This window comes from Clostridium acetobutylicum ATCC 824, from assembly GCF_000008765.1.
Lineage (GTDB): Bacteria > Bacillota > Clostridia > Clostridiales > Clostridiaceae > Clostridium_S > Clostridium_S acetobutylicum.
The window spans coordinates 3175032-3197713 of sequence record NC_003030.1; the positions used below are offsets into that span (position 1 = coordinate 3175032).

Below are 22682 nucleotides of genomic sequence, written 5' to 3' on the forward strand. Positions count from 1 at the left end.
TAAATAAAAAAACTCCTACACATATATTTTATCATTTAATTGTATTATATAACAGTTTTTTAATTATAATTTACTTCAGCTTCCAAAATCTTGCTCCAGATTTTACATAAATTGATTAATGTGTTATCATAAAGAAAGTTATATTTACACTGAGGGGGAAAGCAATTGAATAAGAGAGTTTTTTTATCTGTTATTACAATGCTGGCTATAATCATTACTTTCAACAATAATGTTGGTAATGCTTTAGCTGCACAACCATCTAATAACGACGATGCGTTAAAACAAACGCAGGAAGACAAAAAAAACATACAGAACAAAATTCAAGACTTAGACGGTAAGATTCAAGATGTACTTAAAAAAGTTGATAACAACAAAAAAGATATGAACAAGTTAAATACTGATATGGAATCTAACCAGAAGAAATTGGATGCTACTAAAAACACTTTGAATTCACAGCAAAATTTATTTAACAAAAGATTGAGAGCAATGTATATGAACGGAACAAATTCATATCTAAACATACTCTTTTCTTCAAAAAGTTTTAATGATTTTGCTTCAAAGGCGAATGCTATTGGGAAAGTAATTGAATTTGATAAAAATGTTATTGGTAATGTAAAAGGCGAAAAAGAAGACATAAGCAAAACACAACAATCGCTTAATGACGAGAACCAAAAACTGTTGGCACTAAAGAAAGATAATGAACAAATGCTTTTAAGTCTAAACAAAAATGTTGGACAGCAAAAGGATTTACTTGCTAAAACGACTCAAAAGGAACAAAACCTATTAGCTGAAAAAGCAGCCGAGGAACAACGTCAAAAAGAGTTACAGGCAGCTGCAGCAGCAGCCGCCGCGGCAAACGCTAACAAAGCTAACAAAGCTAACAGTGCTAACAACAGTAAGGCACTTCTTGCTAGCCCAAGCTCACAGCCACCAGCTGTAAGTGGTTCTGTAATTTCGTTAGAAGCCACTGGTTACTCTGATGATGGTCTTACATCTCTTGGAACTCCTACTGTAAGAAATCCTAATGGCTACAGCACGGTAGCTGTAGATCCTAGAGTTATTAGGCCAGGAGCAAGACTTTATGTAGATGGTTACGGATATGCTGTCGCAGATGATACTGGTGGAGACATAATCGGAAATAGAATAGATTTATTCTTCTCTTCTAAACAAGATGCACTTAATTGGGGACGAAGAACTGTAACAGTTCACATTTTAAATTAACATTTCAAGCAATAATTAATTAAAGATTGATTTTAACTTTCTTTAATTTATACTCATTTCTAAATTAAGCTAAGGATTGCTATTCCTTAGCTTTTTTCTTACTATAAAATTACTCTACATTTATTCCTATCATCTTCATTAAATACTTAGCATTTGTAGTATCTGAAGGTCCATCCTTAAGCTTATAGTCAAAGATTATTTTATCCTCTAAATATGTTTCTGAAAAATGATAATTTTTTATTCTACGCTTTTCATCTGATTCTAGTTCGCATAGCTCAAAGTCATGTGTAGAAATTAATCCAAAAATCCAATTTTCATTCAATATTTTAAGAACTTTTTTTGCACCGGCTATTCTATCATTAGAGTTAGTTCCATGAAATATTTCGTCAATAAGAAAAATCATAGGAGTTTTTTTCTTCACATTTTCTATCATTTTCTTTACTCTCATAAGTTCAACATAGAATGTAGACATACCATTATTTAAATCATCTGTTATTCTCATAGACGTATATATATCTACCACTGAACATTTCAAGTTTGATGCACAAACCGGTGCACCTGCGTAGGCTAAAACTAAATTTATTCCAACAGTCCTTAAAAAGGTAGTTTTACCTGCCATATTAGCTCCTGTTATTACAAATATTTTATTATTCATATCAACATCATTATTTACTCTTTTTTCTTCACCTATCAGTGGATGGCCAACTTCTTTTCCTGAGAATACAAGTCCACTCTCTGAGAGTTCTGGAAACACCATGTGGCTATTTAATCTAAAAATAACAGAAAGACTTGAAAGGCTCTCAAATTCCCCTATAGCATCAACCCATTTAGAAACAATCTTTCCATATCTATCTTTCCATCTTTCAAATTCGAAAACACATTGATAATCCCAAAGCATTATGATTCCAAAAATAACGTATCCAAAAATATTATTCTTAAATTCTAGCTTTTCAGTTATACTTATTAAACTCTTAAATATTCTATATGCTGGTTTATTTTCAAAATACAAAACTGATTTTAATTCCTTTAAATAATCGCTTTTAAAATCTTCATTCTCTATAATATCTAGTATTCTAAAATAAGATTTTAAATCTTTTCTTATTTTATATATTATTCTTAACTGCGGAGCTACCTTTAAGTATCCCATGATATTTATAAGCATATGAAGTACAAATAGTGCTGCTATAACCCAATAGTAAGCTTTAAGCTTCATATATATTATAACAATACTAACTACTATAGACACTACTGGCAAAATTCTTATAAATGCCTCAACAAGAAAATTCTTAAACAAATGCTCTGTATTTTCAAGATCATTAAATAGCTCGCTTGGATCAGTACCAAGTTCATTAGAATTGCCCTGAGACTCTACATTTTGACAAAAGTCAATTTTATCCTTAAGCTCCTCTACAGCTTTCTGCCTCATTCTTATCTTTTCAATATTTTTATCTGGCTTCTTTAGAGTTTCAGCTAATTTCTTTCTACCTAAAAAAGTCACACAAGTATTTATTAATTGAAATAAAGACTTTTTTCCGAATATATCTAAATCCCCAAGATACGGATACTCTTCATCTTGAAACTCTTCTCCAAAATCCTGAAATGATGTCCATGTACCATCTATTCTCTTTAAGTATTTTTCATTTACTTCCACTAAATTGTTTGCTACTTCAAGTCTATCCGATATCTTTTCATGTATTTTTAAAATATACACAAACAAAACAAATGACAAAATTGTACCTAAAAGTATGAATATTGATGGGTTTTTTACTAAAAAATATGTAAAGGAAATAGCCATAATAAAAACTATAAACCTAAGCAAACTCATCATATTATAATTTTGTTTTAATTTTGATTTTTCACTTTTAAAATTCTCTATTCTACGTAAAAACTCTTCATTTTTATCCATAATAAGTTTCCCTTCAATTTTTTTACTTCATAATTATATCATACATGTATATTATTTGAAAACAACATATTTAAAATTGTAATAATTTTCTCTACTAATAGCATTCACTGGCAATCCTGCAATTAATTCTATCCCTAATTATGTAAAATTTAATATCAACTTTCATAGAAAACCATCTATCTTAACAGTTTAATTGCCATCTTCCATTATAAATTTTTTTATAACCTTTGCTACACCATTATTATCATTTGTATCAGTTATATAATCAGCAAGCTTCTTTGCACTTTCACAACCATTTTCCATGACAACACCAAGTCCGCCATACTCTATCATTGATAAGTCATTTTCACTATCACCTATTGTTATTATTTCTTCTCTCTTTATACCGTAAAATTCAGCTAAACTCTTTATAGCATTACCCTTAGAGACATTTTTTGATGTAACCTCGATATTATGTCTTGATGAGCTTACAACCTCTATGTCATTCATTCTTTTTAACTCTTCTCTTATTGCTGATATCTTCTTTACATCCTTATCAATTATTTCGCATTTTATAATATCATTGCTTTCCTTAAGCCCGTTTATATATGCACTATAATTTTTAACGTATTTTATCTTTAGTGTATTTTCATTATTTTTTATGATAGATCCTATAAAAATAACCCACATTACAATATAAGCAAATTTGCTTGAACAAATAATACTATCGTGTGTATGAAGAGTTATATTTCCCTTTAGTCTACTGCATACATTAAAAATTCTTGAAAGGGTGTCTGAACTAAGGACATTTTTGTAAATAATATTATTATCTCTTCCTCTTATAATTGCTCCGTTTGATGCAATAACAGGTGATTTTACACCAATCAACTTTGAATAAAATGCAGCATTTGCGTATATTCTTCCCGTAGTTATAACTATATCCACACCTTTCGCATATGCTTTTCTTATTACTTCCTTAGTTTCTCCACTTACACAATGTTTGCTATTTAGAAGTGTTCCATCCATATCTATACATACTAGTTTATATTTCATAGCTTATCACCCACATTCAAATTATTGGTCAGGTTTAAAAATTTACATTTAGATTAATTTTATAATAGCCTGCTATATAACACAAGGATATATTATACTAATCTACAAAAAAATATAGGTTGACTACTAGGATAAAACTTGAATTGATATTCTTCAAATCCAAGTCTTACCTTTAGCCAACCTACTACCCTAAGTAATTATACTTTTTATACCCATATTTTCTAGCTTGCCACAGAGTGCATCCATTGTTAACTCTGGATTTCTATAAAACTCACTTCCCTTTAGCCTATAGAACTTCCATCCTACCCTTTCAAGTGCCATTTGCCTTTCTCTTTGCTTCTCCCAATTTTCAAGGTCATTATAATTTCCACTGTCACAAGCAATAGCAATTCTATTTGAAGCATCTTCTATTATAAAATCAACTTTATATTTTCTAAGATCATCAAAAGGCTTTACATTGTATCCTCTTTTTCTTATATTATTGAAGACATCCTTTTCAAACTCATCTGCAAGAACCATCTTCTCTTTATTAATTTTATTTTTATTTAAGGCAGGATCAAGACAGTACCTTAAAAATTTCGTTCTAACACAATTATCGCTCAGCTTGTCCTCATCTACTGAATAAAATACCCACATTTGATTTCTCGCTCTACTAGCAGCAACGTTAAATCTTCTTAAGTCCGCTTCACGTGTTAGTGCGGAGATTTTACTTCCATTTGAAACTACCAAAGATAAAAACATTATATCTCTTTCATCTCCTTGAAAAGAAAATGCATCTCCACATAAAATCTTTCTTTTAAGCATTTCCTTCTCTCCTAGTTTATGCCTAAGCATACTCTCAATGAGTTCAGATTGCTGTTCTCCAAGAAGAGATATAACTCCCATAGTCATGTTATCATATTTGGTGTCTGAACAACATTCTATTATACTATTTACAATTGCCTTTGCTTCATTTTCATTTGTTTGCCTTATATTATCCTTTAATCCGTCTTTTACCTTAACAACCTTCACAGGTTCACTAAAGGCCTCTTTTGCCTTCGGATATCTAAGCGGTATTATCTCATTTGAGTAGCTTACCATATTGCTAAACCCTATTATTTCAGGTACACATCTAAAATGTTCTCTTAAAAGAAGTCTGTCCGGAAATACTCTAAGTGCAGTATTGTAAAGGCTTGTCTGTAAATCAAACCATTGAGAATGTGGTATTCCCTTAAGATGTCTATTTATAAGTTCATCTACACTTCCTTCTTCAATTCCAACCGCTTGAGGACTTATTTGCTTATCGTCCCCTACTATAACAGCTCTCTTGCCTCTAAAAAGAGCACTTATACCAAATATATCACTTTGGTTACTCTCATCAAATATTACAACATCGAATAGATTGGAATTAAGTCCGATATTTTCTATAACCTTATTTAAAGGCATTATCCAAACAGGTATACAATCTTTACATTTTTCCATTTCCATTTGAGCCATTTTCCTATACTTCAATACAAATTTTCCTGTTCCCCTACCTATCCTTTTTACAGCTTGAAGCCATGCATAAAGACTTCTTTTTTGAATATCTGTTGTATTATTAATTTCATTTAGCCAAGCTTTTTTCGATACAATCCTTCTAATAAGTACTCTTTCCTTAATTTTTTCATTTTCAATTATTTCTTCAAGATTTTCCGTCTTTAACCTATGTGATTTTTCTAGTATATCATTCATTTGCTTCCACTTCCAAGCAGCATTTAAATTCTTATATTGACTTCTTTTTTCAGAATTCAAAAGCTTACTAGTAAATATAGGTGCTATTTTTTCGATTTTATTTTTAAGAGAATTTATCTCTTTTACCGTCTCTACCATGTTCTTTAGCCTTTGAACTTCAGAGTATGCCTTTTTAATTTTTTTGATATCTCTACTTTCAATGGCTTCTGCCATAGGTTCCATTCCATAGGTATTTCTCGATAACTTAACCAGCCCATTTAAAAATGCTTTTGCTTTTTCATATTCAGCAATACTTTTAATGCTAATTACACCTTTTTTTATCTTTGTATAAGTCTCCTTTTTATACCAATCCATTTTATTTAAAAACGTTATATTTTCCATATTAAGGAGTATCTTATTTTTATAATTGGCATTCCAATTAACTATATCTCCAATATCCTTTACCTGCTTTTCAAGCTTTATAAAAGTATTCGAATCAAACTTTTTAATTTCATCTCCTTTGAATTTTCTTACACTACTATTCCAAAGCTCCATTAACTTGTTTTGAATATCCACTTTTTCCAAAAAAAGCTTTAATATTTCAATCTTATCTCCAAATTGAAGATCCTCTCCATCAACAGCACACTCATTAAAAATATAATTTAAATTTCTATGTCTAATTTTAAAAAACTTATTGATTTTGCCTTTATTTTTAGCCCTAGCATATATGCTTTTGAAATCCTTTGAAAACTTTTGAAAATTCATGTCTTCTGGCATTGTGATTTTATGCGAAACAATTATAGTTTGTATATCTGAAAGACGGCGTATGTACTCACTGCTTCTAACAAACAAATTCTTTATTTCAGGTCTCTCAATATCGCTAAAATAGTAACATGTCATAACATTTTTAAGCCAGCTCTTCTCAATCTCCTCCATCTTACTTTCAGCTCTATCAATTAGCTGTATAACCTTATCATGATCTATATTAACCTCTTTTTTATAGTTTATAGCCCATCCTTTTAAATTTATCTTGTCCTTACTATGATCCTTAACTGTGTAATTTTGAAAATTTCTTAAAATCTCCTCATACTCAGGAACTTCACCTAAAACTTTTAGAGAAGAATTCACCTTCTGCAAATCATCTATCCCAACATTATTTAGTAGGTATATAAAGTGTCCAAACTGTTGATTAGTGAATGGACACTTTAAATCTATAGGAATTTCATCTTCTATCCAATTAAGCTGTTTTTCATTTTTATTAACCCATTTCGCTATCTCCATAAGGGTCATTGCCCTTCCACCTACGTTTAGCTTTTTATTCTCAATACACTCCAATTCTTTTATCTTGCTATATGTTTTTTCTTGATACTTTCTGCAAAACATAAGCTCATTCTCTAATGGCTTTATTTCCTTACTTACATCGCTTGGATTTAATGATAGATTTTCAGTTATTCTTCTTACTGAATCATCAAGATCCTTAAGTGATTTAGTATCATCCCCTAAAAGACTTATGCATAAAGGTTTTACTTCTTTAGGTATTTTATCCGAAAGCACACGAAGCGCCCTTCCTGTCTGGCTTGTTACCAAAACTCTCTTTCCGTTAGCTAGTAAATGACATATGAGATTTACTATAGTATGACTCTTTCCTGTACCAGGAGGTCCTTGAACAACGACTCCAAAATTATCAGAAAGCTTCTTTACAATTTCCTTTTGTTCCTCATTGTAATGAAGCGGAAATAATAAATTATCATTTATCTTTTTCCAAGCCTCAACTTCTTCATTATTCTCTTCGATATTTTGAGTTTCAACAAGAGCCTTTATTGGCGCCGGAATTGGATACCCATCCTCTATACTATCTATAATACTCAAAAGCTCTTTGTTCCAAAGTCTATTGTCAGTTTTCCTCACAATTATAACCGCTTCATCATAAAACACAGGATACTTTGAGGGTTTTATTGAATTAATTGATGATACATGCTTTTGTATTTCACCTTTAGGATTTATTTCAGCACTAAGATAGTGTGTAACCTTATATAGAATATCCTTAACATTTTTCATTTCACGAATATCCAAGCAGCTTTTCTCAAATTCCTCTTTAACCTTTATTATCTCGTCCATATTAGGAATTGCTATTCCCGAAAACATATCCAATTCAAGAATAGTTTTGTTGTCATATGGTTTTAATATAAATTTCGCATTTTCCGCATCGAAACTCAATTCCATTTTTGTTGTAAATATAGGGTGGAATATCTTTCTATCATCCTTGCACCATGAAAGCATGTAATTTCCGCACACAATTTCAATATTTTCATTGTTCTTCTGTATTCGCAAATAAAGCTGAAAAAAAGAATCATACAATTCTTTATTTTCCTTTCTTATTTCCAACCATATTTCCTGTGAATTATCCAGATTAACAACTATATTTTTATTGCTTTTAAGCTGATTTTTCCAATATAATTTATCATATTTCCCTACATCTCTTATTACGTCTTCATTCATGTTTTTTATACTTAACAAGTAAGAAAATAATTCCTTTACTTTAATTTTAGTATCCATTCAAACTCCCCCATATTAATAAAGTTTTATTGTAAAATAATCTATAGTATATGGTTATATTTTCCATTTCTTATAACATTATACCACATATTTACAATTATTCAAATTTAATTTCATTAGGAGCAAAATATTGATACTAAATTATATTAGACATAATTTTATGAGAATTTAATGCAAAATAAAACCCCCACACTTATAACTTTTGCGTGAGGGTTTTACAAGAAAACCAATGTAAAACTTAATTTAACCGTTTTTCCTATAAATTATATTTTATTTACATGAATCTCTCTCAATTATATTGTAATCAAGTACATAATGAAGACATTCTGGTTCTGCTTTATTTATTATTTTTATAAGCATTCTCATTCCAACAGATCCCATATCGTAAGTAGGTTGCTCTATTGTAGTAAGCTTTGGATAAAATATTGATGATGTATAAATATTGTCAAAGCCTACAACATCTACATCCTTTGGAACATCTATACCATTTTCTCTAAGTGCATTTATAGCTCCCATAGCTATCTCATCACATGCACAAAAAACAGCATCAATCTTTTCCTTTTTAATTATAACATTTATTCCGTCTGTTCCATCTATAGCCTTCAAACCACCAAATTGTATTAAATTTTCATTAAGCGGAATATTGTTATCTAAAAGAGCCTTCTTGTATCCTTCATAGATTATAGCTCTAGCATTATTTTTTAATTTAGGGTTTACACCTACATAAGCAATTTTATTGTTACCCTTTTTAATTAAATAATTTACTGCATCATAGGCAGCTTTAGCATTATCTATTGTTACACTTGGAAAGGCATTCTCGTCTTCACTTTCCCTTGTCTCAACAAGCACTGTAGGAATCTTAAGATCTCTTAATAATTGAAGTATTTCAGGTGCTAAGGAATTACTCATGTAAATAACTCCATCAACCATCTTCTCCTTAAGAACTCTAATGTAATCTTTTTCTTTCGATATATCTAAATCTGTATTACATAAAATTACATTATAATTATATATATTAGACACATCTTCCGCTCCCCTTACTATCTCTGGGTAAAACTGGCTTGATATATCAGGTATAACGATTCCAATTGTTCTTGTTCTTTGCGTTTTTAAACTTCTTGCTACGATATTAGGTCTATAATCTAACTTTTTAATTGCTTCCATTACTTTTTTCTTAGTCTCTTCATTTACAACGTCTACATTGTTTAGAACTCTTGAAACTGTTGCAATAGATACTCTCGCTTCTCTAGCGACATCTTTAATAGAGGCAGCCATAAAAATCACTCCTATAATTCTATATTTAAGCTATTATAATTGTATCTCACCTGAACTAATAGTTATAATCTTTTTATAACATATTTCCTGGTAAAACGCAAATTTTCTATTGTTATATAACATATACTTAAAATTTCAATTAATATCATTAGAATAATAAATGATAAGCAGTAGGTCTAAAATTTATTTATGATCCTACCACTTATCACTTATACTTTTAACATTTGTCACCAATACTTAGGGATTAACAATTCTTTTTAACAAATACGTTAAGTTCTTCCCCATTTATATTGTAAATAGCAGCTTCCTTATTTTCACTATATATTATATCGGTTGCTAATGTTTCCTTTTTAATAGTATCTTCAAATTTTCTAATTACATTCTCAAGTTTCTCATTTCCTGAAACGTAAATCTCTATTTTATCAGCAACTTCAAAACCACTTTCTTTTCTCATGTTTTGAACCTTACTTAATACTTCTCTTAAATAGCCCTCTTCTCTAAGTTCATCAGTTATTGTTGTCTCAAGAACTATTCCTATTTCTCCAATACCTGCAAATGCAAAGCCCTCAAGTCCCTGCATTGTAACAAGAAGATTTTCGCTGTTAAGTTCTATTTCAGTACCATCTACATCAATCTTTACAGCCTCTCCACTTCTTACTCTTTCAGCAAGCTTCATCTGATCCATTGAAGAAATTTCTTTTCTTATCTTAGGAATAAGTTTTCCATAAGACTTACCAAGCACAGGTAAATTAGGCTTTATTTCAAAGTTAACATATTTAGAAAGATCTGCGCCAAACTCTACCTTTTTAACATTAAGTTCATCTCTTATTATATCTCCATAATAATCTGGAAGAGCTTTTGTACTTACACGCATTTCATAAAGTGGCTGTCTGTTTTTAATATTAGCTCCATTTCTAGCACTTCTTCCAAGCTTAACTATTGATATAGCAAGCTTCATTTCCTCTTCAAGACTGCTATCTATGAGACTTTCATCGTATTCAGGCCATTTACAAAGATGTACGCTTTCCTCTGCACCTTCATTTATACTAGTAACTAAACTCTGATATATCTGCTCTGTCATGAATGGTATGAATGGTGCTGCAACCTTTGACAAAGTCACAAGAACTCTATATAAAGTTACATATGCTCCTACCTTATCATCAGTAAGCTCTTGAGTCCAATATCTTGATCTATTTCTTCTTACATACCAATTTGAAAGATCATCTACAAAATCCTGTATTTCAAGCGCTGCTTGAGTTATTCCATATGAATCAAGGTAATTTCCAACATCCTTTGTAAGTGTATTTAACCTAGATACAATCCACTTATCCATAACATTTCCAGAAACAAAATCCTTATAGTCATTTGGATTGAATTTATCTATTTCCGCATACAGTACATAGAATGAATATACATTCCACAAAGTACTTAAAAATTTTCTTTGAGTTTCTGCTACATCTTCCTGTGAAAATCTAGTTGGAAGCCATGGTGCACTTGATGTGTAGAAATGCCATCTACAAGCATCTGCTCCCTGATTATCTAAAACATCAAATGGATCTACAACATTTCCCTTATGCTTTGACATTTTTAGTCCATGTTTATCTAGAACGTGACCTAATACTATACAATTTTCAAAAGAGCTCTTATCAAATATTGATGTAGAAATTGCAAGCAATGTATAGAACCATCCTCTTGTTTGGTCAACAGCTTCTGATATAAACTGTGCTGGGAAGGTATTTTCAAACACTTCCTTGTTTTCAAAAGGATAATGAAGCTGTGCAAAAGGCATTGAACCTGAATCAAACCAGCAGTCTATAACCTCTTCGGTTCTTGTCATAGGCTTACCACACTTAGGACATGTAAGTTTTACTTCGTCAATGTATGGTTTATGAAGCTCTATGTTTTCTGGAACATTGATTCCCTTCTCTTTAAGCTCTTCAATACTTCCAACGCAATCTCTATGACCGCATTCACATTGCCAAATTGGGAGTGGTGTACCCCAATATCTGTCTCTGCTTATACCCCAGTCTATAACATTTTCAACGAACTTACCAAATCTTCCTGTCCTTATGTTATCTGGATACCAGTGAATTTTATTATTATTTTCAACTAGTTTATCCCTTAAAGAAGTCATTCTTACAAACCAGCTATCTCTTGGATAATATAAAAGTGGTGTATCACATCTCCAGCAGTGAGGATATGAGTGAGTAAACTTCTCTGACTTATATAAAGTTCCATTTTCCTTCATGTATTCAAGAATCTTAGGATCTGCTTTCTTTACAAACAATCCCTTCCATGGTTCAACTTCATCCACAAATTTACCTTCACCATTAACTAAATTTATAAGTGGCAAATCGTATTTTTTACCAAGCATGTTATCATCTTCACCATAAGCAGGCGCTATATGAACTATTCCAGTACCATCTGATAAAGTTACAAAATCACCGTGTACAACATAAAATGCTTTTTTATCAGGATTTGCAAATTTAAATAGCTGTTCATATTCCATTCCCAAAAGTTTTTCACCTTTGAACTCAGAAACTACTTCATATTCTCCTTCAAGTACAGTTAAAAGTGCTTTTGCAAGTATTAAATGCTCTCCATTGTTTATAACCTCTACGTAATCGTAAGCCTTATTAATAGCAAGTGCTACGTTACTTGGAAGTGTCCATGGTGTTGTTGTCCATGCTAATATATATTTATTTTCTTCACCTTTTACTTTAAATTTAACAAAAGCTGTTGCTTCTTTTACATCTTTGTATCCTTGAGCAACTTCGTGAGAAGAAAGCGCAGTTCCACACCTAGGGCAATACGGAACTATTTTATGACCTTTATATAAAAGATCCTTATCCCACATTTGTTTTAAAGCCCACCATACGGATTCTATATAATCATTGTGATAAGTTACATAAGGATTTTCCATGTCAACCCAATAACCTAGCTTTTCGGACATATCCTTCCACAAGCTAACATATGAGAAAACACTCTCCTTACATTCTTTAACAAACTTTTCTATTCCGTATTCCTCTATTTGAGGTTTTCCTGAAATTCCAAGTTTCTTCTCTATCTCAAGCTCTACAGGAAGTCCGTGAGTATCCCATCCAGCTTTCCTTGGAACCTTGTAGCCCTTCATTACTTTATATCTTGGAATTAAATCCTTCATTACTCTTGTAATAATATGACCTACATGGGGTCTTCCATTTGCAGTTGGTGGACCATCATAAAAACTAAAATATTCACCATCCTGATTTGAGTTAAAGCTTTTTTTCACTATTTCCTTTTCATGCCATAATTTTAGTACGTCTCTTTCAATGTCAACAAACGATTTGCTAGAATCAACTTTCTTATACATTATGAAACTCCTTTCCAAAACGTTAGTCATAGAAAAACTAGTAGAGAATTCGCTTACATACATAAGTTTCACAACTACTAACTTTCCTATTTTTTCATTCACATATAATAAAAAACTCCGCCCTAAAATAGGACGAAGTTACATTCGCTTATATACCACCTATGGTTTAATCTTCAGGCACTTTTTAATACCCTATTCTTTAACGCAGAATTACGAAAAAACTTACTATAATTTCAGTCTCCAGCTCCAGGGTGATTTTCCTTAAACTTAAGCTGCAAAGTTTCCACCATTTCCTTGCTCTCTATAAGCTTTCCTAAAAGTACTTTTCCCTTTCTACACTATTTTCCTTAATATTAATATATTATAGCTTATATCGTATTATATTACAAGATATTATTTATGTCAAATGAATCAATTATAGTCACTATGCCCCTTATCTTTTCTAACTATATTTCTAATCAATAAATCACTAATATAAGTATATTTATTAATCATAATAAAATTAAAACCTCTGATAGATATGTATTCTATTTCTTTTTAGTGTTTTACTTATCATAATATTGGTTAAACTTTATATAGTATATAACTATTAACTAAATTTATCAAAAATGGGGTGCTAGTTATGAAAAAAATTGTCTTAATAGTTACTCTTGTAATATTTTTTTTAGCTACTGGTTGCAAAAATACCACTATTAGTAAAGCCTCAAACAATACACCTAAACCTAACAAAAATAAAATTTTTTATGAAAAGTATGAAAAAGATTGTTATGGTAATGGAAATTCCGTTGGAAATATTAGCAACTATGGTACTGCCTGCGAAGACACGAATTACATATACTACTCTATAACCTATGGTGCTACAGGAATATACAAAATGAATTATGATGGCTCAAATAAAACAAAGCTAACCTCTGACAAAGCCTACTATTTAAATTCAGATAAGGATTTTCTCTACTATAGAAATGTGTCCGATGAAGGGAGACTTTATAAAATCAATAAGTCAAGCTTAAAAACTTCAAAATTAACCAATGATAAAGTGTTTTATCTTAATCTTTCAAAGGGCTATCTTTATTATCAGAATGAAAATGACGGAAATAAATTATATAAGATAAAAACTGATGGTTCAGACAGACAAAAACTAAACGATTCATACTCCTCCTATATCACAGTTGTTGACAACTATATATACTATCAAAATGAAACTCTTGGAAATTCTTTGTATAGAATAAAGAATACCGGAGAAGATGATACTAAACTAAACGATGACACTTCAATTTACATAAATGTTTTTAATGACTTTATATACTATACAAATGATTCAGATAACGGAACGGTTTATAAAATCAAAAATGATGGGAGTGAGAAACAACAGGTAGACAGTACTTCATCTCATTACTTAAATTTTAGTGGAAATTTGCTATATTCAAGTGATAATAAACGAAATCTATTCTTTAGAATTAATAACAATAACTTAAATAAAGTAGTATTTAATTCTAATAGAATTTCAAAAATATCAAATATAAATGTTATAAATAGTTTTGTTTTCTTCGACGGAACGACTAATGATGGAAACTCAAATTACATTATGAAAACTGATGGAACAGAACTTAGAAAGCTTCAGTAAAAAAGCTATAGTAGCTCTAAGCTAAAACTACTACAGCTTTTTTGTAAAAGTTTATTTTTTATCTGTTCTATTACAGGAATACTTGCTTTATGATAAAAAATCCATTAAATTTTTATTTTTTCTACTTAAACAGTTTCCTTTTTCTTTTACGCCTCTTTCCCCTTTTACCTTCGTTGCCATAATAACTGTAATAACCTCTACTACCTACTTTTACCTTGTTAAGAACTGTTCCAAGTATGTTGGCATTTACATTTTCTAAAAGTTCTTTAGCTCTTTTAGCTGCTTCTATTTCAGCCACCCCAGAACTTACAACTAAAATCACACCATCTACCATAGTAGAAAGAATTTGAGGGTCCGTTACTGCTATTATAGGAGGAGTATCAAGTATTATATATTTAAATACTCCTTTTGATTCATTTAAGAATTCTTTCATTTTATGTGATGCAAGCATTTCTGCAGGATTAGGTGGTATTTTACCAGAGGTTAAAACACAAAGTTTCTTATTAAAATAATGAGCCGAATCTTCAAACTTAGCTTGTCCCGCTATTATGTTTGATAAACCAGAACTATTAGATAATTTAAATTTTTTGTGTATGCTTGGTTTTCTTAAATCGCAGTCAACAATTAAAACTTGATTTCCTGTTTCAGCCATGGCAAGTGCTAAATTAGCTGCCGTAGTTGATTTTCCTTCACCTGGCCCTGAACTTGTAACCAGTATAACTCTAATTTCTTCATCGAAACTTGAAAACTGAATGTTACTTCTTAAGGTTCTATAAGATTCTGCTACTGGAGATTTAGGATTATCCTTAACAATCAACATTGATTTTTCACCACCTCTTATTTTTACATAAAAGTAATATTATTACATTAGTATTTAACTCTATAGCATCAAACTTTTATGCATTATATGCATTTTAAGCTTGATTATACTAGATTTATTTATTATACAACATATACGTAATAATTGTGTGAACTTTAAAATATATATTTTTAATAATGTGTAAATTTAAAAAGGATGATTTTGTTTATTTGAAAACACTTGTACAAATGAACAAAACCATCTAACCTATGCTAATTGTTTACTTATTATTTTTTTTAAGAAAAGTAAGACCTTATTTGCGCCCAAAGCCAAAATTACTGGTATAAGTACTCCTACTATAGAATAAGCAATCCACCAAAAATTATTCATATTTATTATTCTATGACTTAAATAAGAGTAACTTAAGTTATATATATATATTTGCGCTAAATTAATAGCTTTGAAGCAAATTATATGAAGCGCTAAAATAGTTAAACTATTTTTTCCTATGATTTCAATAATCTTATATGCATTTTTCTCAACTAATATTTTGGATAAATACAAATTTAAATATATTCCTAGCACGGAATTTACCAAAAATACCGCCGGATATATAAAAAAGTTGCCCATATTAGTGCCCACAAATTGGCAGCTTATAATTATTCCTATTAAGCTTATTATTGCAAAATATATATTTAACGAAACATGTGCTTTATACTTTTTATATATATTTCCCGCCCAAAATGCTAATAAACTAACAGGAACAAGACTAGCTGTAGGAACTGTAAATGCAGTTTTATTATTACCTATATGTTGTGTTGCAACTACATCAATGACAAATAATACTAAAAACAATATACCTTGTAAAATTTCCTTTTTAAAACCTTTAATTTTGCAAAAAACAAAATCAATAAGAAAAAATATTATATTAGTAATAAATAATACCTTTATAAACCAAAATTGACCAAGTACTTCCGATTGTATTTCATGAAATGTTAAAATTTTAGCTGCGGAGCTTATAAAATCCCCCATGGAATAATACTTAAAATGATAAACATTGAACTTTATAAAGAAATTATGCAGCACTAAAAAAATAAGTTCATAAGCTATAAAAGGTATATACAAGGTCTTTATTCTCTTTTTAATCAGTGTTATTGGTTTATGAGTATATTTATCCTTGTAAAAATATCCCGATATAAAGAAAAATAATACAACGTGATAAGAATATACAAATCTAAGCAAAGGAGACTCAGTATGTCCTATTACTATTGCAATAATACCTAGTCCCTTTATGACATCCATCTCAAGCGAACGTTTATCCTTCATAGTTTTCCCCTTTTGTACTTACTTTCCTACTCCCCGTCATAAAAGGTAAATACTTCTTTATAGCTGAAATAACTGGTTTTAATACAGCTATACATATTAATATATCTATTAAAGTTATAAAACTTCTTAAAAAGAAATTACTTTGAGGTATACTAAGTAATTTTTGTATAGGATCTAAAATTACTATAAACACAATAAAGTGCAGTCCCATAATAAACAAACTATTTTTTCCAAGCCATTCTAGAAGCTTTGATTCTCTTATCAAATTTGAAAATATAATAACGGTCATAGAACCAGCAATTGCCGCTAAAATAAACATTGGATAAATACCATATCTGCCAACTATCATCTGAACTATAGAATTATTTGCAACTGAAAGTACTAATGTTAAAGCAAGCATTATAAATAGTACCGGAACTGTGTTTATTTTTATATTTATTTTTACGCCTTTAATGAAATTGCCTAGTGCATAAAACACAAGACCTGTAAATGCTATGTCTAATTTTAAAGGCAAATAAACTTTAAATACTGATGTGCTCCATCCCAAAGCTAGGAATATCAATATAAAAGGTACCATAATCCATTTATTACGTGAAAGCTTACTAATAGGATAGTATAGGACACATACTACAAATAAACACATTAAAAACCATAAGGGCCCATTCCAAAATCCGCTTGGGGTTAAATAAAAGAATTCACTTACTGCTTGTCTAAAGCTAAGCTTATCCAGTATATTAAAATTCATAGCTATAACTTCTACTATTAGTGAAATAATCCAAAATGATATATAAGGTATAATTATAGTTCTAAACTTATGTTTAATATATGAAGTATATTCTGTATATTTGTCAGCATTATATAAATATCCAGATATAACAAAAAACAAAGGCATATGAAATGAATAAATAAACTTCACCATAATATTAGGTATAGATCTATGCCCTAATAAAACCAGTAATATTCCAATTCCTTTAGCTATATCTATACTTTTTGTCCTTTGCATTTTTTGTTTTCCCTCCAAAAGGATTTATTATTTAATCAGTTTTCCTCTTCATGTCCATAGTAATAATAGCTGCCATAATAGCCTTTTCTACTTTCAGTATCAACTCTATTTAAAACTGAACCTATTATATTAGCATTTACATTTTCTAAAAGTTCCTTCGCCCTTTTAGCTGCTTCTATATCTGCAACACCTGAAGTCACAACTAAAATCACTCCATCAACCATAGTAGATAAAATCTGTGGATCTGTTACTGCTATTACTGGTGGTGCATCAAGTATTATATACTTAAAAACTCCTCTTGCCTCAGCTAAAAAAGCTTTCATTCTCTTTGAAGCCAACATCTCTGCAGGGTTTGGAGGAATTTTTCCAGCCGTTAGTATACATAAATTTTTGCTATACCAGTTGCTTGCATTCTCAAATTTAGTATGTCCCGCTAATACATTGGATAATCCATCATTATTAGATATCTTAAACTTTTTATGCACACTTGGCTTTCTCAAATCACAGTCCATAAGAAGTACTGAATTTCCTGCTTCTGCCATAGCTAACGCCAGGTTACACGAAGTAGTTGATTTTCCCTCGCCTGGTCCCGAACTAGTTACAAGTATTAGCTGCATATCTTTATCAAAACTTGAAAATTGTATATTACTTCTAAGTGTTCTGTAAGCCTCTGCTATAGGTGATTTAGGCTTATCTTTAACTACTAACATGTCTCTCTCCCCTTATTCCTCTTCATAATTAGGTATTACACCAAGTACAGGTAAATCCAAATGCTTTTTTATATCTTCCTGCGTCTTTATAGTCTTGTCCATATATTCTTTAATGAAGGCTATACCTACAGATATAAAAAGCCCTAAAATAAAAGCTATAGCAATATTTATCATTTTTTTAGGCTTTATTGGTGATTTAGGTGCTGTCGCTCTATCGATTATTCTAGCATCGCCTGCTGTGTAAACTGCCTTTGACACTTCTACAAAACTATCTGAAAAATCATTTGCCAAATCTGCTGCCTTATCAGGTGATTTTCCATTAGCTGTTATATCTATTATTTGAGTACCTGTTTGAGGCGTAACACTCACTAGTCCTAAAACCTGATCTGCTGTAGTTCCATCAGCTAATTTACTTACAGTTTTATCCGCAACTTGTTTAGATTGTGCAATTTGAGCATATGTTTTAGTAAGATTTTGTGACATCATAACATCATTATACTGCTCATTTGTACTGGACTTTGAATCATTTTTTCCTATTATAACTGTAACGTGTCCTTGGTAAGTTGGTTTTATTATAAAAAAACTTAAGATAGCTGAAAATAATACAAAAAATATGGTTACTGCCGCAATCATCGCTTTTTCTTTATTTAAAACCTCAAAAATCCCAGTAAAATCTATATCATTTTCCTGTTCCATCGATTAACCTCCCATGTATTTTAAATCTGTATCATTATTTTCATTATAACTATTACATTATAAACTAAAAGCTCTATGTTATAAATAGTTTTAGTCTTTTTATTTTAAAAAAGAGAAAAAAGTCTTTTTCTTTTTCAATTTTCGTACTTTATTTTCAATTTTTTCATTTTCAAGAAGCAAATTCGAATTTTTTATAAACTTTTCGGCTAATGTTTTATCAATTTTTGTCAAATCATGAAGTGCTTTTTCATAACCAGGGCATCTTTTTCCAGCTGAATGTGCATCTGAAGCAATAAAACTAATTACACCCTCCTCTACTAACTTTAATGCTGTTTTTTGTACAGTCTTTCCAAAAAGTCCTTCGATGCTTCCTGCATTTACTTGAAAATAAATATTTTCATCCATTAATTCATTTATTTTATAAATATCTTTTTGAATATAAGTGTATCTTTCAGGATGAGCTATAATTGGCTTAATTCCTTTTATTTGAAGCTCATATAAAGTATCTATTGCATTCTCGCCAAGTGACATCATATCAAATTCAACAAGCATATAGTCTGTATTATTTATAGTCCCTATTATCCCCTCTTTATAGTCTTTAAGAGTATAATTGTCTATAAACACTTCTTGTCCTGGTATAACATCAATGTCTACACCCTTTTCCTTTAATGTATAGTTCAACTCATTTGCTTTTTTCTCAATAACTGAAATACTGTTTTCAAATTTTCCTCTATAATAGTGGGAAGTAGCAACCATTTTAGTTACTCCTGCTTCTTTTGCTATACTCATCATATTTAATGTTGTTTCAAGAGAATTTGAACCATCATCAATTCCTGGAATTATATGTGAATGAATATCTACCATTTAACCACCCCTTACTTTTCTGGTATATTTACAAGTGAAGCTTTAGGCGAAGGCTTTACATCTTCAAATATATATTTTCTCATTTGATCAGAAGTTACATTTAAATCAGTTTTAAGATACCAAACATTGTCAACAGTAACACCGCTACAATACCCATCTAATGGAAATCTTTCTTGGTCTATATTACTTATATCAGATGAAATAAATTTTGTTCCATACTTTGCAATATCAATGCTTCCCATATTTGTTTCAGTATAAGGTAAAATTTCGTCAAACATACTTACCATATTGCTTTTTCCTTGAGCTTGTAATTTATTAAAAACTGCCATAAGCACAGTTCTCTGTCTCTCAGTTCTCACAAAATCTCCACCAGCTGTGTATCTAATTCTTGAATAAGCTACAGCTTGTCTTCCATCCAAAAGCTGTTTACCAGATGAAGTAACATGATTAGGAGTGACCTTCTCATATTTTGAAACCTCGTCTATATATCCATTAAGATATCCTACTTCATCAGATTGAACATTTATTTCCACACCATTAAGCTTATCTATAATTTTTTCAAGTGCATAAAAATCCACAGTTACATAGTCCTTTATGTTTAATTTAAAATTTTCATTTATAGTTTTTATTGCAAGTTGCGGTCCACCATAGGCATAAGCATGAGTTATTTTTGTCATACCATGTCCATCCACATTTACATATGTATCTCTCATTATTGAGGATAACTTAAGCTTTTTATGTGCTGGGTCCATTGTTAATATCATTATAGAATCAGAACGAGAAACATCTGTTTTTAATCGCCTATCTACACCAAATAATGCAATATTTACAGTATCACTGTACTTGCTTAAATCGTCTTGTGTTTTATTAGATATTCCAAGCTCAGATGGCTTCTTTGATATTTCTGTTTTTTTCATTTTACTGGTTTTGGAATAAAAGTAAGCTGTTCCAGAAGCTCCTATTCCAAAGATTAAAATGAAAAAGACAATAAAAAACTTTTTCCAGAATCCAAATTTCTTTTTATCTTTAGTTTTCATAATTTTCTCCTCTTAACCTCTTTTAATTTTTTTATATAAAAATGCTGATACCATATTTATTTCCTCTACCTTCATTAAGTATAAAATCAGCATGTATATTAATAGCGCTATTAGAGTAATTCCACCAAATCCAATAATCTCAATTATTATTGCTTTCTTAAGCAAAGCTTGTCCTACTATCTGATAGAGTACCTTTAAGAATATTCCCATGCCTATTGACGCAAAAATAACCTTTATGGTGACACCTATTGTTTTTCTATAATTAATATTTTTAAGCTTTGAGTTTAGCTTTATAAAAAGTAAAATACTAGATACATAAGCAGCTATTGATGATGCTAAAGCAATACCTCCAAGTCTTAAAACATCTTTTAAATAGTATGCCAAAACTACATTTACAAGCACAGTAATTGCGGAGTTTATCATTGGCGTTCTAGTATCCTTTAGTGCATAAAACATCCTACATAAAACTTCTCTAAGTCCAGCTGCAATGATACCTATAATATAATAAAATAAGGCTGTTGAAGTCATCAACGTTGATTTATTTCCAAATGCATCTCTCTGAAACAATATTTTTACTATGGGCACACTTTCAATTAATATTATTGTTATTATAGGAAACAAAATTATAGTTATTGATCTTATAGAAATATTAAAGCTTTCAATTAATTCTCCTATTTTGTTTTCTGAGGATAGCTTTGTCATTTTTGGATATATAACTGTAACTATTGATATAACAAATATGTCCATAACTAACGAATTAAGTCTAGATGCATAACTTAAAGCTGCAACGCTCCCGGTTTCAAGTGATGATGAAAATCTCCCATTAAAAAGAGATGTAATCTGCTGAACGCTTGTCCCTAGTAATATTGGAATTAGTAAGACAACCATACTTTTTAAATATCCATCGGAAATATTAAACTCAGGTTTGTATCTATATTTCATACGTGCTAAAGAAGGCACATGAATTAAAAATTGAACAAACATAGCAAATACAATAACTTCAGTTAATCCCAAAACACCATATTTAGAACTAAAAAATAGCAAATACACAATTACTAATAAATTATATGGAATTCCTATTAAAGAGGGTATTAAAAAATGTTCCTTTGCCTGCAATATAGCAGTAGATAAAAATACCCAAGTATTTACTATGATTATCAATAAAAATATTCTTGTTAACTTTATTGTCAATAAGTACTTATAGCCATGAAAATCCGGTGCTATCAATTTAACAAATTGCGGACAAAATATCTCTCCCAGCAAAGTTAAAATTATTGACAATAAAGTCAATACAGTTATAACATTATTAGAAAACTTAAAAGCCCTTTTTTCTCCCTTATTTACAATAACATCATTAAATATAGGTACAAAAGTATTTACGATAGCTGCTCCAAGTATAGCAAATATTATATTCGGAACAACAGAAGACATTGAAAAAGCATCAGCAGATACACTCGTACCAAACTTAGACGCTGTAATAAAATCTCTAATAAACCCTGTTATCTTAGATAATAAGTTTATTATAATAACCATTGAAGTAACCTTTAACAGGGATATCCTCTTATCTTTAGCCATTTTTTCCCCTCTCATAC

At 30.2% G+C, this 22682-nt stretch carries 15 protein-coding genes and 1 other annotated feature; of the genes, 2 read left to right on the forward strand and 13 right to left on the reverse strand.

Going from position 1 to position 22682, the window contains the following annotated elements; genetic code table 11:
- Positions 1-165: 165 nt before the first annotated feature.
- A complete protein-coding gene (locus CA_RS15590; protein ID WP_010966314.1) occupies positions 166-1221 on the forward strand; it encodes a 3D domain-containing protein in 1056 nt (351 codons plus the stop codon).
- Between the two features lie 109 nt (positions 1222-1330).
- Here the strand turns inward: CA_RS15590 and CA_RS15595 are convergent, their stop codons facing one another.
- The 5 genes from CA_RS15595 to ileS all read right to left on the reverse strand — a co-directional run bounded on the left by CA_RS15595 (position 1331) and on the right by ileS (position 13031).
- Positions 1331-3127, reverse strand: a complete 1797-nt coding sequence (locus CA_RS15595) for a MutS family DNA mismatch repair protein (protein WP_010966315.1) — start codon at positions 3125-3127, stop codon at positions 1331-1333.
- A gap of 189 nt (positions 3128-3316) precedes the next feature.
- Positions 3317-4159, reverse strand: a complete 843-nt coding sequence (locus tag CA_RS15600) for a Cof-type HAD-IIB family hydrolase (RefSeq protein WP_010966316.1) — start codon at positions 4157-4159, stop codon at positions 3317-3319.
- Positions 4160-4348: 189 nt separating this feature from the next.
- Positions 4349-8404: an AAA domain-containing protein gene (locus tag CA_RS15605; protein ID WP_010966317.1), complete on the reverse strand. Its 4056-nt coding sequence runs from the start codon at positions 8402-8404 to the stop codon at positions 4349-4351.
- 270 nt (positions 8405-8674) lie between these two features.
- On the reverse strand, positions 8675-9679 hold the full coding sequence (locus CA_RS15610) for a LacI family DNA-binding transcriptional regulator (protein WP_010966318.1): 1005 nt from the start codon (positions 9677-9679) through the stop codon (positions 8675-8677).
- A 244-nt stretch (positions 9680-9923) separates the two neighbouring features.
- On the reverse strand, positions 9924-13031 hold the full coding sequence (ileS, locus tag CA_RS15615) for an isoleucine--tRNA ligase (protein ID WP_010966319.1): 3108 nt from the start codon (positions 13029-13031) through the stop codon (positions 9924-9926).
- 125 nt (positions 13032-13156) lie between these two features.
- Positions 13157-13376: a binding site (T-box leader), on the reverse strand.
- Between the two features lie 277 nt (positions 13377-13653).
- Here ileS and CA_RS15620 point away from each other — a divergent pair.
- The gene (locus tag CA_RS15620) at positions 13654-14655 is read left to right on the forward strand and encodes a DUF5050 domain-containing protein (protein ID WP_010966320.1); all 1002 of its coding nucleotides are present in this window, start codon (positions 13654-13656) and stop codon (positions 14653-14655) included.
- Between the two features lie 121 nt (positions 14656-14776).
- On the opposite strand, the gene CA_RS15625 is transcribed toward CA_RS15620, so the two are convergent.
- The 8 genes from CA_RS15625 to murJ all read right to left on the reverse strand — a co-directional run bounded on the left by CA_RS15625 (position 14777) and on the right by murJ (position 22665).
- Complete coding sequence (locus tag CA_RS15625; RefSeq protein WP_010966321.1) at positions 14777-15475, reverse strand: CpsD/CapB family tyrosine-protein kinase; 699 nt, start codon at positions 15473-15475, stop codon at positions 14777-14779.
- A gap of 246 nt (positions 15476-15721) precedes the next feature.
- Positions 15722-16780 carry an acyltransferase family protein gene (locus CA_RS15630; RefSeq protein ID WP_010966322.1) on the reverse strand — a complete coding sequence of 353 codons (1059 nt, stop codon included), beginning with the start codon at positions 16778-16780 and terminating at the stop codon, positions 15722-15724.
- The gene (locus tag CA_RS15635; RefSeq protein ID WP_010966323.1) at positions 16770-17783 is read right to left on the reverse strand and encodes an acyltransferase family protein; all 1014 of its coding nucleotides are present in this window, start codon (positions 17781-17783) and stop codon (positions 16770-16772) included. The genes CA_RS15630 and CA_RS15635 overlap by 11 nt, the downstream gene beginning before the upstream one ends.
- Before the next feature lie 35 nt (positions 17784-17818).
- Positions 17819-18493: a CpsD/CapB family tyrosine-protein kinase gene (locus CA_RS15640; protein ID WP_010966324.1), complete on the reverse strand. Its 675-nt coding sequence runs from the start codon at positions 18491-18493 to the stop codon at positions 17819-17821.
- A gap of 12 nt (positions 18494-18505) precedes the next feature.
- Positions 18506-19189 carry a YveK family protein gene (locus CA_RS15645; protein WP_010966325.1) on the reverse strand — a complete coding sequence of 228 codons (684 nt, stop codon included), beginning with the start codon at positions 19187-19189 and terminating at the stop codon, positions 18506-18508.
- Between the two features lie 99 nt (positions 19190-19288).
- The gene (locus CA_RS15650) at positions 19289-20053 is read right to left on the reverse strand and encodes a tyrosine-protein phosphatase (protein ID WP_010966326.1); all 765 of its coding nucleotides are present in this window, start codon (positions 20051-20053) and stop codon (positions 19289-19291) included.
- A gap of 11 nt (positions 20054-20064) precedes the next feature.
- Complete coding sequence (locus CA_RS15655) at positions 20065-21090, reverse strand: LCP family protein (RefSeq protein ID WP_010966327.1); 1026 nt, start codon at positions 21088-21090, stop codon at positions 20065-20067.
- 12 nt (positions 21091-21102) lie between these two features.
- Positions 21103-22665, reverse strand: a complete 1563-nt coding sequence (gene murJ, locus CA_RS15660; protein ID WP_010966328.1) for a murein biosynthesis integral membrane protein MurJ — start codon at positions 22663-22665, stop codon at positions 21103-21105.
- Positions 22666-22682 lie beyond the last annotated feature (17 nt).